At 72.2% G+C, this 13,998-nt stretch carries 13 protein-coding genes; 7 read left to right on the top strand and 6 right to left on the bottom strand.

Going from position 1 to position 13,998, the window contains the following annotated elements:
• Positions 1–5 precede the first annotated feature (5 nt).
• Positions 6–638: a helix-turn-helix domain-containing protein gene (locus ACYVOM_RS15175; RefSeq protein ID WP_460303992.1), complete on the bottom strand. Its 633-nt coding sequence runs from the start codon at positions 636–638 to the stop codon at positions 6–8.
• A gap of 97 nt (positions 639–735) precedes the next feature.
• Here ACYVOM_RS15175 and ACYVOM_RS15170 point away from each other — a divergent pair, with 97 nt between their 5' ends.
• Both ACYVOM_RS15170 and ACYVOM_RS15165 read left to right on the top strand, forming a co-directional pair.
• Entirely contained in the window at positions 736–2,019 is a 1,284-nt protein-coding gene (locus ACYVOM_RS15170; RefSeq protein ID WP_460303991.1) for an acyl-CoA dehydrogenase family protein, read from the top strand.
• A gap of 11 nt (positions 2,020–2,030) precedes the next feature.
• The gene (locus tag ACYVOM_RS15165) at positions 2,031–3,074 is read left to right on the top strand and encodes a phosphotransferase family protein (protein ID WP_460303990.1); all 1,044 of its coding nucleotides are present in this window, start codon (positions 2,031–2,033) and stop codon (positions 3,072–3,074) included.
• Between the two features lie 43 nt (positions 3,075–3,117).
• Here ACYVOM_RS15165 and ACYVOM_RS15160 read toward each other — a convergent pair whose 3' ends face one another.
• On the bottom strand, positions 3,118–4,269 hold the full coding sequence (locus ACYVOM_RS15160; protein ID WP_460303989.1) for a CaiB/BaiF CoA transferase family protein: 1,152 nt from the start codon (positions 4,267–4,269) through the stop codon (positions 3,118–3,120).
• A 118-nt stretch (positions 4,270–4,387) separates the two neighbouring features.
• On the opposite strand from ACYVOM_RS15160, the gene ACYVOM_RS15155 reads away from it, so the two are divergent.
• Positions 4,388–5,296: a LysR family transcriptional regulator gene (locus ACYVOM_RS15155; protein ID WP_460303988.1), complete on the top strand. Its 909-nt coding sequence runs from the start codon at positions 4,388–4,390 to the stop codon at positions 5,294–5,296.
• Positions 5,297–5,366: 70 nt separating this feature from the next.
• Here the strand turns inward: ACYVOM_RS15155 and ACYVOM_RS15150 are convergent, their stop codons facing one another.
• On the bottom strand, positions 5,367–5,915 hold the full coding sequence (locus ACYVOM_RS15150; protein WP_460303987.1) for a hypothetical protein: 549 nt from the start codon (positions 5,913–5,915) through the stop codon (positions 5,367–5,369).
• 193 nt (positions 5,916–6,108) lie between these two features.
• Between ACYVOM_RS15150 and ACYVOM_RS15145 the strand changes: the two genes are divergently transcribed.
• The 4 genes from ACYVOM_RS15145 (at position 6,109) to ACYVOM_RS15130 (ending at position 10,286) form a co-directional block, all read left to right on the top strand.
• A complete protein-coding gene (locus tag ACYVOM_RS15145; RefSeq protein ID WP_460303986.1) occupies positions 6,109–6,609 on the top strand; it encodes a DUF3592 domain-containing protein in 501 nt (166 codons plus the stop codon).
• Between the two features lie 126 nt (positions 6,610–6,735).
• The gene (locus tag ACYVOM_RS15140) at positions 6,736–8,115 is read left to right on the top strand and encodes a sulfatase family protein (RefSeq protein ID WP_460303985.1); all 1,380 of its coding nucleotides are present in this window, start codon (positions 6,736–6,738) and stop codon (positions 8,113–8,115) included.
• 105 nt (positions 8,116–8,220) lie between these two features.
• A complete protein-coding gene (locus tag ACYVOM_RS15135; RefSeq protein ID WP_460303984.1) occupies positions 8,221–9,642 on the top strand; it encodes a basic amino acid/polyamine antiporter in 1,422 nt (473 codons plus the stop codon).
• Between the two features lie 38 nt (positions 9,643–9,680).
• Positions 9,681–10,286: a sulfite oxidase-like oxidoreductase gene (locus ACYVOM_RS15130; protein ID WP_460303983.1), complete on the top strand. Its 606-nt coding sequence runs from the start codon at positions 9,681–9,683 to the stop codon at positions 10,284–10,286.
• 48 nt (positions 10,287–10,334) lie between these two features.
• On the opposite strand, the gene ACYVOM_RS15125 is transcribed toward ACYVOM_RS15130, so the two are convergent.
• The 3 genes from ACYVOM_RS15125 to ACYVOM_RS15115 are packed head-to-tail and all read right to left on the bottom strand — an operon-like array spanning position 10,335 to position 13,804.
• Entirely contained in the window at positions 10,335–11,351 is a 1,017-nt protein-coding gene (locus tag ACYVOM_RS15125) for an NADP-dependent oxidoreductase (RefSeq protein ID WP_460303982.1), read from the bottom strand.
• A gap of 24 nt (positions 11,352–11,375) precedes the next feature.
• On the bottom strand, positions 11,376–12,401 hold the full coding sequence (locus ACYVOM_RS15120) for a CNNM domain-containing protein (RefSeq protein ID WP_460303981.1): 1,026 nt from the start codon (positions 12,399–12,401) through the stop codon (positions 11,376–11,378).
• Positions 12,398–13,804, bottom strand: a complete 1,407-nt coding sequence (locus tag ACYVOM_RS15115) for a hemolysin family protein (RefSeq protein WP_460303980.1) — start codon at positions 13,802–13,804, stop codon at positions 12,398–12,400. Before ACYVOM_RS15115 ends, ACYVOM_RS15120 begins: the two co-directional genes overlap by 4 nt.
• Between the last annotated feature and the right edge of the window lie 194 nt (positions 13,805–13,998).

Raw genomic sequence — 13,998 nt, 5'->3', positions numbered from 1 at the left:
ACGGGTCAGGGGCGGGGCCGGCCCTCGGTGAGCCGGGCGGTCTCCCGCGACGGCGACGCCCGCAACAGCGCGGCGACGAGATCGACGGTGTGGCTGGTGAACAGGCGGGCGTCGGCGCTCGGCGCGGCCTGGGCGCGGCGGGCCAGCTCGGTGATGGTGAACCGGTAGGCGACGAAGCGGCGGTGGAGCTGGAGGGAGGTCTCGTCCAGCAGCGGGGTGAGCAGGGCGCGCCACCGGTAGAGGCTGTTGGCGGGGTCCTCCATCGCCGCGGGGTCGATCCAGGGGCGCGGCCGGTTGGCGAGGTCGGCGAGCAGCCGCAGGTAGGACGGCCCGCCGTCGGGATCGGCGAGTTTGGCCGCGAGCGGGCGGACCAGCGCCCCGGCCAGCGCGCGCACGTCGGGCTCCCCCGCGGCCTCGTAGGCGTCCAGGAGGATGTGCCGCCGCGCCTCGACGCCCGGGGTGTGCTTGGCCAGGACGGCCCGCACCAGGCCGTCGCGGTCGCCGAAGTGGTAGTGCAACGCCGTCGCGTTGCGCGCCCCCGAGCTGCGCACGATCTCCCGCAGGCTCACCGCGTCGACGCCCTGGGCGGCGAACAGCTCCTCGGCGGCGGTGATGAGCCGTTCCCGGGTGCCCTCCACAGGCCTCTCCCTACAACCGCATTGACCGTTAATGCAGACGTATTATACGTTCGCGAAGCCCGGTGAACCGCCCGTGATCCACCCCCAGGAGGCGCCCATGTGGGACTTCTCGACCGACCCCGAGTTCCAGCAGAAGCTCGACTGGATGGACGCGTTCATCCGCGACGAGGTCGAGCCGCTCGAACTCGTCTGGGGAGGCAAGGTCCACCAGGGGCTCAAGGGCGACCTGCGCCCGATCATCGAGCCGCTCAAGGACAAGGTGAAGGAGCAGGGCCTGTGGGCCTGCCACCTCGGCCCCGAGCTCGGCGGCCAGGGCTACGGCCAGCTCAAGCTCGCCCTCATGAACGAGCTGATCGGCCGCTCCCACCTCGCCTCGTTCGTCTTCGGCTGCCAGGCCCCCGACACCGGCAACGCCGAGATCATCGCCATGTTCGGCACCGAGGACCAGAAGAAGCGCTACCTGGAGCCCCTCCTGGACGGCCGCTGCTTCAGCGCCTTCTCGATGACCGAGCCGCAGGGCGGCGCCGACCCGCGCATGTTCAAGTGCGCCGCGTTCCCCGACGGCGACGGCTGGGTCATCCGCGGCGAGAAGTACTTCACCTCCAACGCCGACATCGCCGACTTCCTCATCGTCATGGCCGTCACCGACCCCGACGCCGACCCCCGCAGGCGCATGTCGATGTTCCTCGTGCCGACCGACACGCCCGGCATCGAGATCCTGCGCAACGTCGCCACCATGGGCGAGCGGTCCGGGCAGGGCCACCACGCCCACCTCCGCTACAACGACGTGCGGGTCGGCGGCGACGCGCTGCTCGGCGAGCGCGGCGGGGCCTTCGCGGTCTCCCAGGCGCGGCTGGGCGGCGGGCGCATCCACCACGCGATGCGCACGGTCGCCGCGGTCAACCTCGCGTTCGACATGATGTGCGAGCGGGCGCTGTCCCGCGAGGTCTACGGCGGCCGCCCGCTGGCCTCCAAGCAGCTCGTGCAGGCGACGATCGCCGACTGCCACATCCAGATCCAGCAGTTCCGGCTGATGATCCTGCACACCGCGTGGCTCATCGACCAGTCCTCGACCAAGGACGCCCGCACCCAGATCGCGATGTGCAAGGTCGCCGCCGCGCGCGTGTTCCACGATGTCGTCTACAAGGCGATGCACCTGCACGGCGCGCTGGGCGTCTCCAGCGACACCCCGCTCGCACGGCTCTGGCAGCAGGCGCCTTTGATGGGCATCATGGACGGGCCCACCGAGGTGCACCAGAGCTCGATCGCGCGGCGCCTGCTCGCCGACCACGAGCCGTCCCCGACCGAATGGCCGACCCAGTACCTGCCCGACCGGCGCGAAGCCGCCCGGGCCAAGTACGCCGGACCGGCCCCGACCTGAGGCAGCCGCTCATGACCCCGCCGGAGAACCAGCCGGAAGCCGTCGACCTCGCCGTACTCGCCTCCTGGATGGACGAGGAGGGCCTCGCCCCCGGCCCCATCGAGGACCTCAAGGAGCTGGGCGGCGGCACCCAGAACATCCTGCTGCGGTTCCGGCGGGGCGGCACGACGTATGTGCTGCGCCGCGGCCCGCGTCACCTGCGCCCGCGCACGAACGACGTGCTGCGGCGCGAGGCCCGCGTCCTCACCGCCCTGGACGGGACCGACGTGCCCGCGCCGCGGATCATCGCCGTCTGCGGGGACGAGAACGTGATGGGCGGCGCGGTCTTCTACCTGATGACGCCCGTCGACGGGTTCAACGCCACCACCTACCTGCCCGACCTCCATGCCGGGGACGCCGCGATCCGGCACCGGATGGGCATCGAGGCCGTCGCCGCCCTGGCGAAGCTCGGCGCCGTCGACCACGAGGCCGTCGGGCTGGACGGCTACGGCTCGCCCGAGGGGTTCCTGGAACGCCAGGTGCCGCGCTGGATGAGCGAGCTGGAGGGCTACGGCAAGCTCGACGGCTACCCGGGACCGGAGATCCCCGGCCTGGAGCGCGTCGCGTCCTGGCTGGAGGACCACCGGCCGTCGCGGTGGCGGCCGGGCATCATGCACGGCGACTACCACCTGGCGAACCTGATGTTCTCCCCCACGGGGCCCGAGGTCGCGGCGATCGTCGACTGGGAGATGTCGACGATCGGCGATCCGCTGCTCGACCTCGGCTGGCTGCTGGCGACGTGGCCGGTCGGCGACGCGGTCTCGATCGCCGGCCCGCTCGGCGCGGCCGGCGGCCTGGCCACCCGCGACGAGCTCATCGCGGCCTACGCCGAGCGCAGCACCCGCGCTCTGGACGCGGTCGACTGGTACGAGGTCCTGGCCTGCTTCAAGCTCGGCATCGTCCTGGAGGGCACCCATGCCCGCGCCTGCGCGGGCAAGGCCCCCAAGGAGACCGGCGACCTGCTGCACTCGATGACCCTGGGCCTGTTCGAGCGGGCCCGCGCCATCACGGGCTGACCCGGCGGGGACGGGCGCGCGCCGCCCGTCCCCGCGGGGCGTCTCAGTCGGCGAGCCAGGTGAGGACGCCCGCGCGGTCGCCGTCGAGGCGCGGGGCGCGGGTGTGCTCGCGCGGGCCGAAGGAGGCGAAGCGGGCGGGGGCGCGCACGGTGCGGACGTCCTTGCCCTCGTCGCCGCCGAACTCCAGCGCCATCTCCGCCGCGGCGAACTGGTCGGACTCGGCGGCCTGCGCGGTGTCGCGGACCTCGCCGGTGGTGAGGCGGGCCGCGTCGAAGCGGGATACCCACTCGGCCGTCGTGCGGGTCTTCAGGACGGACTGGAGGATCGGCACGAGCGTCGCCCGGTTCGCGACCCGGTCGCGCATCGTGGCGAAGGCCGGGTCCTCCAGGCGGGAGTCGTCGAACACCGCGAGAGCCGCCTTCCAGTGGTGCGGCATGTACGCGGCGAGCACCAGGGAGCCGTCGGCGGTCTCGTAGACGCCCGCGGGCGCGGTGACCGCGGGGAAGTTGCCGGTGCGGCGGGCGGTCCAGCCCATCATCAGGTAGTCGGTGAAGTCGTGGGCGTGCAGGTGGCAGCCGACGTCGAACAGGGACACCCGGACGATGTCGCCCCTGCCGTGCCGGGTCCGGCCGAGCAGCGCCGCGAGGATCGCCTGGGCCGCGACGTGGCCAGTGGACACGTCGATCGGCACCGCGCCGAGCTTGGTGGGCGGGCCGTCGGGCTCGCCGGTGATCGACATCCAGCCCGTCTCGCCCTGGAGCGACATGTCGACCCCGCCGCGCAGCGCGTTCGGGCCCCGCTCGCCGTACCCGGTGATCGACGCGTACACCAGGCCGGGGTTCAGCTCGGTCATCGCCGCGGCGCCGAGCCCGAGCCGGTCCATGGCGCCGACGCGGGACGACTCGAGGAGCACGTCCGCCCGCTTGACGAGATCCAGCGCGCGGGCGCGGTCCTCCTCGTCGGTCAGGTCGAGGACGATGGACTCCTTGTCCCGGTTGTAGGTCTCGAACATGCCGCCGAGGTAGCCGCGCTTGGGGTTGGGGCCGAGTTGGCGGGCGGCGTCGCCCTGCGGCGGCTCGATCTTGATGACGCGGGCGCCGTAATCGGCGAGGAGCATCGCGGCCAGGGGGCCGGCGACGACCTGGGTGAAGTCGAGGACCAGGAGGCCCTCAAGGGGCCTGCCGCCTGCGGTCATGGGGCGTCCTCCTCGTGCGTGGGGTCGGGGGTGGGAAGACGAGTCCAGCGCGCCGGGGGGCCTCCCGTCCAATACGGGTTCGCGCCCGACCTATAGCGATCTCGTATACGCTCTGGTCATGGCGTCAGAGGCCGGTCTCCAGCTCAGCCTTTCGCGGGTCACCTGCTTCCTCGCGGTGGCCGAGCGCGGCTCCTTCATCGAGGCCGCCGAGCACCTGCGGCTCGCTCAGCCGTGGGTCTCGACCCAGGTCCGCAGCCTGGAGAAGGACCTCGGCGTGGTCCTGTTCGACCGCTCGCGCCGCCGCGTCCGCCTCACCGACGCGGGCACCCGGCTGCTGCCGGCGGCGCGTCGCCTGGTCGAGGCGGCGCGCGACCTCGCCGCCGAGGCCCGGGCCGCACGGCGCAGCGGCGACGGCCTCCGCGTCGGCGCGCCCTTCTACACCACCCGGTACCCGGGGAGGCGGCGCGCGGTCTCCCGGTTCATCGCCGCGCACCCCGACATCCCGATCCACCTCGACTACCACTGGACGCCGCGCCTCCTCGACCTGCTGCGCGAAGGCGAGCTCGATCTCGCCTTCGCCTCGGAACCCTTCGACGCCTCGGGCCTGCGCTCCTTCGCCGTCGACCACCTCGTCCACGCCGTCTCCGCCCCCGAAGGCCACCCCCTGGCCGCGGACACCGGCCCGCTCGCCCTCGCCGACCTGTCCGGCCACCGCGTCGCCACCTTCGACCGCGCCCTCAACCCCGAGCTCTACGACGCCCGCTACACCGCGCTCCAGGACGCCGGAGCCGTCCTCGTCACCGGCCCGGAGGCCATGCCCGACGCGCTCAGCGCCTTCGCCACCGAACGCGGGCTCCTCACCTACGGCGAGTTCCCCGAGCCCCTGCGCACCCGCTACCGGGGCACCGTCATCCGCCCCCTCTCCTCCCCCTCGACCACCTCTCTCCGCCTCGTCATGCTCCCCCGCTCCCCCAACCCCTCCGCCCACCTGTTCTGGACCGAGGCCGCGGAGATCTCCCTGCCCTGACCCGGGCCGTCTCGCCTGACGGGAGAGGGCCGCCCCCATGCGGGGGCGGCCCTGCTTTCGAGGAGCCGTCCTACCGGAGGAGCGGCAGCTTCTTCACCACGGGGAGGCGGGCCCACCAGGCGCCCAGGCCCAGCGTGCCGCCCGCGTCGGCGAGGGCGAGAGCGGCCAGGGCGAGGCCGTAGACGAGGTGGTCGTCCATGAAGGGGTTGTTCGCGGGGGGCAGGACGGCGCTCCACATCATCACCATCAGGAGGCCGCCGGCCGCCGCGGCGGGCCTGAGGGCGATGCCGAGGACGAGCGCGGCGCCGACGCCGAGCAGGGCCGCCATGAAGAGCCAGTCGATGGCGGCGTGGCCCGCGAGCCCCTGGTAGAAGCCCTGCATCGGGCCTGACGCGGCGTGTGCGAGGAAGCCCTCGGTCGGGCTGCCTCCGTTGGTCCAGGCGGCCTCCCACTCGGTGTCGTGGCCGAGTCCGAAGGCCTTGTCGAGGAAGGCCCACAGGAAGATCCAGCCGAGGGCGAGCCGAAGCGCGGCCCACACCAGCCGGACGGTCCCCCTCTCGGTGCTCCGGACCGGTCCGGTGTCGTGGTGGAGGATGCCTCGTTCGGTCGCTGTGCTCATCACGTCTCCCAGGGCGCCGACGGCTGGTTCTGCCGAACGAGGTCCTTCCCGGTGGGACCTGGCTCCCACGGGACGACGGTCATCGCCGGGCGGGACGGAAGTCCCCTTCCGGCCGCCCGACGGGGACCCCGGTCCCTGGAACGGGCGCGGGAGCGGGCTTAGCGTGTGAGGCGGTCCCCCATGGAGGTGTGCGGTGTTCATCGAGGTACTTCTGGTGCTGGTCAGCGTCGTGGTCGTGGGCGCGCTCCTGGCGTGCTCGGGTTACGCGGCCTTGCAGGCCGTCGCGCGGGCACGGCTGAGCGAGAAGGTCTCCCACACGTCGGGCGAGGTGCTCGAGTGCGAGCCGACCCCTGCCGACGTCGCCCTGGCCGAGCCCTACCGGACCCGGGTCAGGTTCACGACGGTCCACGGCGCCGAGGTCGTGGCAGTCGCGGGGCAGGAGGCACCCGTCGGGCCGTCCGACATCGTGCCGGTGCGCTATCTGCGGTCCGACCCGCGGACCGTCGTGGCCGAGCACACCACGACCGACGCGGGCTCCTACGCGGTGATGGCCGTCTTCCTGCTGGTCATGGCGGCGGTCGGGTTCCTCCAGTGGCACGGCGCGGTATTCGAGGCGATCCACGGCTGGACGGGCTGGACGCCTCCCGGGTGGCTCTCGCCGAATGTCCCGATGCTCACCGGCAAGGAGGGCTGACCCGCCCGCGTCCTCCCCCCGGCCGTCACCGGCCGCGCGATCACGCCTTGTTCTTTTCCTACCGGAAAAGTATGCTTCGTGTGATTTCCGGTAGGGTGGCGCGCGCGGAGAGGTGGCGTTGTGGGGATGGAACGGCGTTTGGGGCGGCGGGGGTTCCTCACCGGGGCGGCGGCCGTGGCCGCCACGGGCACCGCAGCCGGGGCCGCCCCGGCGCGGCGGGCCGGGGAACGGCCGAACATCCTCGTGATCGTCACCGACGACCAGCCCAAGGAGACGCTGTGGGCACTGCCCAGGACGCGCGCGTGGCTGGGCGGCCGAGGCGTCGAGTTCACCCGCGGGCACGCGACGACACCGCTGTGCGCCCCCTCGCGCGCCACCATCTTCTCCGGGCGCTACGCGCACAACCACGGCGTCCGCGACAACTTCCACAAGCTCAACCTCGACCAGGACACCACGTTCCAGAAGCACCTGAGGGACGCCGGTTACCGCAACGGCATGTTCGGCAAGTACCTCAACGAGTGGCGCATCGCCGCGCCGCCCCCGCACTTCGAGGACTACGCCCTGCTCAGCCCGGTCGGCTACGTCAACGGCAGGTTCAACCGCAACGGGCGGATCGCCAAGCTGCCCGGGTACACCACCCACCGGATCCGCGACTTCGCCCGCGCCTTCGTCCGCGAGGGCGCGCGCGACCCCCGGCCCTGGTTCGCCTACGTCGCCCCGTACGCCTCCCACGCGCCCTTCACCCCGGAGGACGAGCACGCGGACCTCCGCGTGCCCGCGTGGGCGGGCCGCCCGTCGGTGACCGAGAAGGACAAGAGCGACAAGCCTCCGTATCTTCGCGATGCCCACGCGTCCCTGACCCGCGGCCGGACCATCCGCCGCGCCCAGCTGCGCACCCTGCGGTCCGTGGACGACACCGTCCAGGCCCTCCACGACGAGCTCAAGGCGACGGGCCAGCTCGACAACACCCTCGTCATCTTCGTCGGCGACAACGGCTACCTGTGGGCCGACCACGGCTGGACGAGGAAGTCCGTGCCCTACCGGCCCGCCTTCGAGGTGCCGTTCTTCCTCTCGTGGCCCGCGGGCGGCCTCGCCACCGGGACCAAGGACGGAAGGCTCGTGGCCACCCTCGACATCTCCGCGACCGTCCTGGACGCCGCGGGGATCACGCCGCCCACGCCCCAGGACGGCAGGTCGCTCCTGCGCCGCGGCTCCCGCGACCACCTCCTCATCGAGTTCTGGCGCCAAGGCGGCGACGAACGCCCGCCGAACTCGTGGGCCGCCTACGTGAGCAGGACCGAGCAGTACACCGAGTACTACGCGCTGCGCACCGACGCCGCGGGCGACGAGGTGGGCACCGGCAAGGTCCTCTTCCGCGAGTACTACGACCTCAGGCGCGACCCCTACCAGCTCGTCAACAAGCTGCACGGCGCCACCCGCAAGCAGGAGAAGGCGTGGGGCATTCCGCGCCTCGCCGCCCGTCTGAAGGCCGACCGCGCGGCCTGACCCCGCCCGCGTCATGCCCCGGCCATGATCGCGGCGTGCCGGGGCAAACCCCGCATGCCCTCCCTCGCCACGGGCAATGCCCCAGGCGACGGAACGGGAGAGATCTTGGCGGAGCGCGAACGGACGATGGCCCTGCCCGCGCTGACCGCGATGGTCATCGGGTCGATGGTCGGCGCGGGCGTGTTCTCGCTGCCCGCCAACTTCGGGCGGGCGACCGGCGTCGCCGGCGCGGTCATCGCCTGGGCCATCGCGGGCGCGGGCATGCTCATGCTGGCGTTCGTCTTCCAGATCCTCGCGGTCCGGCGGCCCGACCTGAACGCCGGCGTCTACGCGTACGCGAAGGCGGGTTTCGGCGAGTGGCCCGGCTTCCTGTCGGCGTTCGGATACTGGGCGAGCGCGTGCGTCGGGAACGTCACCTACTGGGTGCTCATCAAGTCCACGCTCGGGCAGCTCTTCCCCGGGCTCGGCGAGGGCGACACGCTGCTCGCGGTGGCGCTCTCGGCCGTGGGGGTGTGGGCGTTCGCCTGGCTGATCCTGCGCGGCGTCCAGCAGGCCGCCGGGGTCAACAAGATCGTCACCTGGGCCAAGCTGGTGCCGATCCTCGTCTTCGTCGTCGTGGTCCTGGTGTGCCTGAAGGGCGGGGTCTTCGCCGGGAACATGTGGGGCGGCGCGGGCGCGCCCGGGATCGTCTCGCAGGTGCGGGACACGATGCTGGTGACGGTGTTCGTGTTCCTCGGCATCGAGGGCGCGAGCGTCTACTCCCGGTACGCGCGGCGCCGCGAGGACGTCGGGCGGGCGACCGTGCTCGGGTTCCTCAGCGTCCTCGCCCTCTTCGCGTCGGTGACCCTGCTGTCGTACGGGATCCTGCCGCGCGGCGAGCTGGCGGAGCTGCGGCAGCCGTCGATGGGCGGGGTGCTGAGCGCGGCGGCAGGGTCGTGGGGGTCGGCGTTCGTCAGCGTGGGGCTGATCATCTCGGTGCTCGGCGCCTATCTCGCCTGGACCCTCATGGCGGCCGAGGTCCTGTTCGTCGCCGCCGCCGACCGGGACATGCCGTCGTTCCTGTCCCGGCAGAACACCGCCGAGGCTCCGGTGGCGGCGATCATCCTCACCAGCGCGCTCACCACCGCCGTCCTGCTGACGACGCTGTTCTCCGACGACGCGTTCACCTTCACGCTCAAGCTGTGCAGCTCGCTGTCCCTCGTGCCCTACCTGCTGGCCGCCGGCTTCGCGCTGAAGCTCGCCGCGACCCGGGAGACCTACCGCGACGACCCCGGGCCGCGCACCAAGCACCTCGTCATCGCGGGCCTCGCCGTCCTCTACACCGCGTTCCTCATCTGGGCGGCCGGCCTGGACTTCCTCCTGCTGTCGTGCATCGTCTACGCGCCGGGCACCATCCTGTTCGCGCTCACCCGCCGGGAGCAGGGTCGGCGCCTTTTCTCCGTGCCGGAGGCCGCGCTCTTCCTGCTCATCCTCGCGGGCGCCGTCATCGGTGTCGTCCTGCTCGCCACCGGCGCGCTCACCATCTGAGCGGGACCCCGCACTCCGGAAAAGGGGAGAATCGCCTTATGAGCGAACTCTCGCCGGGATTCCGGGGGCGGCGCGGGCGCACCCCCCAGGGCCTCCGGCTGCCTCCCGGCCAGTACCTGACCCCGGGCTTCCCCGTGCTTTCCGCCGGGCCCACCCCCACGGTCGCCGAGGAGCGGTGGCGGTTCACCATCGAGACCGAGACCGGGGCGGAGCACGTCTGGACCTGGCCGGAGATGCTGGCGCTGCCGCAGGAGGACGTCCAGGCCGACATCCACTGCGTCACCCGCTGGTCGAAGTTCGACACCCGGTGGCGCGGCGTCTCCCTCGACGTCCTGCTGGCCGGGATCGAGACCGGGGCCGAGTTCGCGATGGCTTACTCCTACGGCGGCTACAGCACCAATCTCCCCCTCTCCGACCTCACCGGCGGCAGGGCGTGGCTCGTCCACACCTTCGCGGGGGAGCCGCTGGAGGCAGAGCACGGCGGCCCGGCCCGGCTCCTCGTCCCGCACCTGTACTTCTGGAAGTCGGCGAAGTGGCTGAAGAGCCTCCGGCTCATGACGCGGAGCGGACGCGGCTTCTGGGAGACCGACGGCTACCACGACTACGGCGACCCGTGGCGGGAGCAGCGCCTCCAGGGCGACTGACCGGCCAGGCCCGGCACCGTGAAGGCGCCGGGCCCCGCTCGCACGGCGTCAGGAGCCGAGACGGACGATCATCTTGCCGATGTTGGCGCCCTCCAGGACGCCGAGGAAGGCGTCGAGGGCGCTCTCGATGCCGTCGGTGAAGGTCTCGCGGTGCTTGAGCTCGCCGGAGGCGACCTTCGGACCCATGTCCCGGTGGAACTCCCCGGCCAGGTCGCCGTGGTCGCCGACGAGGAAGCCCTCGATCCTGCCGCGGGTCTGGATGAGCCGGACGAGGTTGTTCGGCCCCGGCGCGGGCCTGGTGTCGTTGTAGCGGGAGATCATGCCGCAGACGGCGATCCTGCCCTTGAGGCGGAGTGCGCCGAGAGCGGCCTCCAGGTGGTCGCCGCCCACGTTGTCGAAGTAGACGTCGATCCCTTCGGGCGCGGCCTGGGCGAGCTGGTCGGCGACCGGGCCCTTCTTGTAGTCGAAGGCCTGGTCGAAGCCCAGGTCGTCGCGCAGCCAGGCGACCTTCTCCGCGCTGCCCGCCGAGCCGACGACGAGTTCGGCGCCCTTGAGCCGCGCGATCTGGCCGACGGTGCTGCCGACCGCCCCGGCCGCCCCGGACACGAAGACCCGGTCGCCCGGCTGGAACGCCGCGACGCGCATGAGCCCCGCGTACGCGGTGAGCCCGGTCATCCCGAGGACGCCCAGGTAGGCGCTGAGCGGGACGCCCTCCGTCGGCCGGATCACCGACGCCTCGGCCGCCTCCAAGAGGGCGTACTCACGCCATCCGAGGCCGTGCCTGACGATGTCGCCGGGGGCGAACCCCTCGGCCGCGCTCTCGACGACCTCGCCGATCGCCCCGCCCGTCATGGGCTCGTCCAGCCCGTAGGGGGCGGCATAGGACTTGGCGTCCGACATCCGCCCCCGCATGTAAGGGTCGACCGACAGGAAGAGGTTGCGCACGAGGAGCTGCCCGGGACCCGGCCCGGGGACCTCCACCTCGGTGAGGGAGAAGTCCTCGGGTACGGGGACGCCGACGGGACGGCGCTGGAGCCGCCACTCGCGGCCTTTCACTGATGCCATGCCACTAGCTCTACCCCACGGAGGTCAGGCCGGAGTCAAAGCCCCTCCCGCACGGGGGTTGAGGCGGCGCAGGATGTCGGTGATCGTGACGACCCCGGCGACCTCTCCCGCCTCGGTGACCAGCACCAGCTGGTTGGCGGTCTCCCGCATCTGGGTGAGCGCCGAGTAGACCGGTGTCTCCGCGTCCATGGCGTAGGCCGGGCGGATCAGCTCCTCGATGGGCGCGTCGTCCGGCGAGGCGAGCGTGTCGCGGACGTGGACCACGCCCCACTCGGCCCCCGGGCCGGGCACCAGGATCCGCAGGTGGCCGGAGGCCCGGCTCACCTCCTGCACCTCGGCGACGGTCGCGCCGCGCCCCACCGAGGTCGGCGGCACGCCGTGCTCGACCAGCTCGCCGACCTTGAGGTTCTGCAGTTCGATCGCGCCGGAGAACTGGGTGGAGTAGCGCGGGTCGAGCGCGCCGACGTTCGCCGAGTGCTCCACCAGGTGGCGCAGCGCGGCCGGGTCCTGGCCCGCGCCGACCTGGTCCGTCGGGTCGACGCCGACCCGGTGCAGGCACCAGTTGGCGAGGTTGTTCAGCGCGTTCAGCAGCGGCCTGGTCAGCCACATGAAGCCGCGCATGGGCAGCGCCAGCAGCGTCGCGGACTTCTCCGGGTGGGCGATCGCCCACGACTTGGGCGCCATCTCGCCGATGACCAGGTGCAGGAACGTCACGATCACCAGGGCGAGGACGAATCCTGCCGCGTCGGCCAGCCACAGGGGCGCGCCCCAGTGCTCGAACACCGGCGTGAGCCAGTGGTGCACCGCGGGCTTCGTGATCGCGCCGAGTGCCAGGGTGCAGACCGTGATGCCGAGCTGGGAGCCCGCCAGCAGCACCGTCAGCTCCGAGGCGCTGCGCAGGGCGGCCCGCGCCGACCTGCTGGTCTGCGCGGAGTCCTCCAGCCGGTGCCGCCGCGCCGCGATCAGCGCGAACTCGACCGCGACGAAGAACGCGGACAGGACGATGATCGCGACCGTGGCCGCGAGGACGATCCAGGGATTGTCGGTCACGCGTGCTCTCCTTCCCGGACGTCCGCGTCGCCGTGCGCTCGGTCGTCGTGCGTGTGGTCCTCGGGCGGGTCGACCTCCAGGCGGATGGACGACGGGACGTGGTTGTCGATCTCCAGGACCTCGACGTGCACCCAGCGGGTCGGCGGCTCGTCGGCCATCGCGAGGTCCGCGGGGTCGGCGGGCAGCTCGATGTCGAGCTTCACCCCGGCCTCGGGCAGGCCGCCGTGGGCGGCGATGACGAGGCCGGCGATGGTCTCGTAGTCGCCTTCGGGCAGCGCCGCGTCGATGGTCCGCTCGACCTCGTCGATGTGGAAGTCGCCCGGGATGATCCAGGCGTCCCCGGCGGCGGTGGCCGAGGCCTCCTCGTCGACGTCGTGCTCGTCGGTGATCTCGCCGACGAGCTCCTCCGACATGTCCTCCAGGGTGATGACGCCCGCGAAGCCGCCGAACTCGTCGATGACGCAGGCGAGCTGGGCCCGCTCCGCCGTCATGTGGTCCACGGCGGCGGGCAGGGGCGTCAGCGTCGCCAGGACCGTCGCCGGGCGCATGATCGAGGTGACGGGCAGGGTGTTGTCGGGCGCGGTGAGCACGTCCTCCAGGTGGACCACGCCGATCACGTGGTCGTCCTCGTCCAGGACGGGGTAGCGGGAGTGGCCGGTGCTCATCTGCATCCGGACGTCGGCGACGGTCTCGTCGGTCTCCACGACGTCCACGCGCGAGCGCGGGATCATGGCATGCTCGACGTCGCGTTCGGGGAAGTCGAGGATGCGGTCGAGGAGGATCGACAGGTCGGGCGGCAGGTCGCCGCTGCGCCGCGAGTCCTTGACGATGTGGGCGAGGTCCCGCGCGGTGGCGGAGTGCTCCACGTCGTGGACCGGCTCGATCCGCAGCGCCCGCAGCAGCAGGTTGGAGGCCGCGTCGAACACGTGGATGAGCCAGCCGAAGGCCTTCAGGTACACGAGGGTGGACCCCGTGAGCCAGCGGGAGACCGGCTCGGGCCTGGCGATGGCGAGGTTCTTGGGGAACAGCTCGCCGAACACCATCTGCACCAGGGTGGAGAAGGCGAGGGCGAGGACGGTTCCGATGGCGATGCCGATGCCCTGGGGCACGCCGGCGCCGCCGAGCATGTCGCCGAACGCGCGGCCGATCAGGGGCTCGGCTACGTAGCCGACGAGCAGTCCCGTCACGGTGATGCCGAGTTGGGCGCCCGAGAGCATGAAGGAGGTGCGGCGGGTGACCTTCAGGGTGCGCGCGGCGGTCTTGTCACCGGTGTCGGCGCGGGCGTGGAGCCGGGAGCGGTCCACGGACATGAAGGCGAACTCCTGCGCCACGAAGTAGCCGGTCAGCGCGGTGATCGCGAGGACGACGGCGACGCCGAGCAGGAGCGAGAGCACCGTGATCATCGGCGGCCCGACCCGGGAGTCGTGGCGGCCATGGCCTTGCGGGGTCTGCGGTGGGGATGGTCGGGGTCCAAGGGTTGCTCTCTGTGGTCGTACGGAGTCACGGATACAACGATCAGTCTGTTCGTCCGGTTCCCACCGGAACAGCACTGATCACTCAGGTCATACCCTGCCGCCTGTTTCCCCTAAGCCGCACC

The sequence above is a fragment of the Actinocorallia aurea genome (assembly GCF_054783995.1).
The sequence above is the reverse complement of the archived record's forward strand: the minus strand, read 5'-3'. Positions and strand labels throughout refer to the sequence as shown.

Coding starts and splice junctions, on each gene's coding strand:
- ACYVOM_RS15170 (WP_460303991.1), top strand. CDS start 736: ATGTGGGACTTCTCGACCGACCCCGAGTTCCAGCAGAAGCTCGACTGG.
- ACYVOM_RS15165 (WP_460303990.1), top strand. CDS start 2,031: ATGACCCCGCCGGAGAACCAGCCGGAAGCCGTCGACCTCGCCGTACTC.
- ACYVOM_RS15160 (WP_460303989.1), bottom strand. CDS start 4,269: ATGACCGCAGGCGGCAGGCCCCTTGAGGGCCTCCTGGTCCTCGACTTC.
- ACYVOM_RS15155 (WP_460303988.1), top strand. CDS start 4,388: ATGGCGTCAGAGGCCGGTCTCCAGCTCAGCCTTTCGCGGGTCACCTGC.
- ACYVOM_RS15150 (WP_460303987.1), bottom strand. CDS start 5,915: ATGAGCACAGCGACCGAACGAGGCATCCTCCACCACGACACCGGACCG.
- ACYVOM_RS15140 (WP_460303985.1), top strand. CDS start 6,736: ATGGAACGGCGTTTGGGGCGGCGGGGGTTCCTCACCGGGGCGGCGGCC.
- ACYVOM_RS15130 (WP_460303983.1), top strand. CDS start 9,681: ATGAGCGAACTCTCGCCGGGATTCCGGGGGCGGCGCGGGCGCACCCCC.
- ACYVOM_RS15125 (WP_460303982.1), bottom strand. CDS start 11,351: ATGGCATCAGTGAAAGGCCGCGAGTGGCGGCTCCAGCGCCGTCCCGTC.
- ACYVOM_RS15115 (WP_460303980.1), bottom strand. CDS start 13,804: ATGATCACGGTGCTCTCGCTCCTGCTCGGCGTCGCCGTCGTCCTCGCG.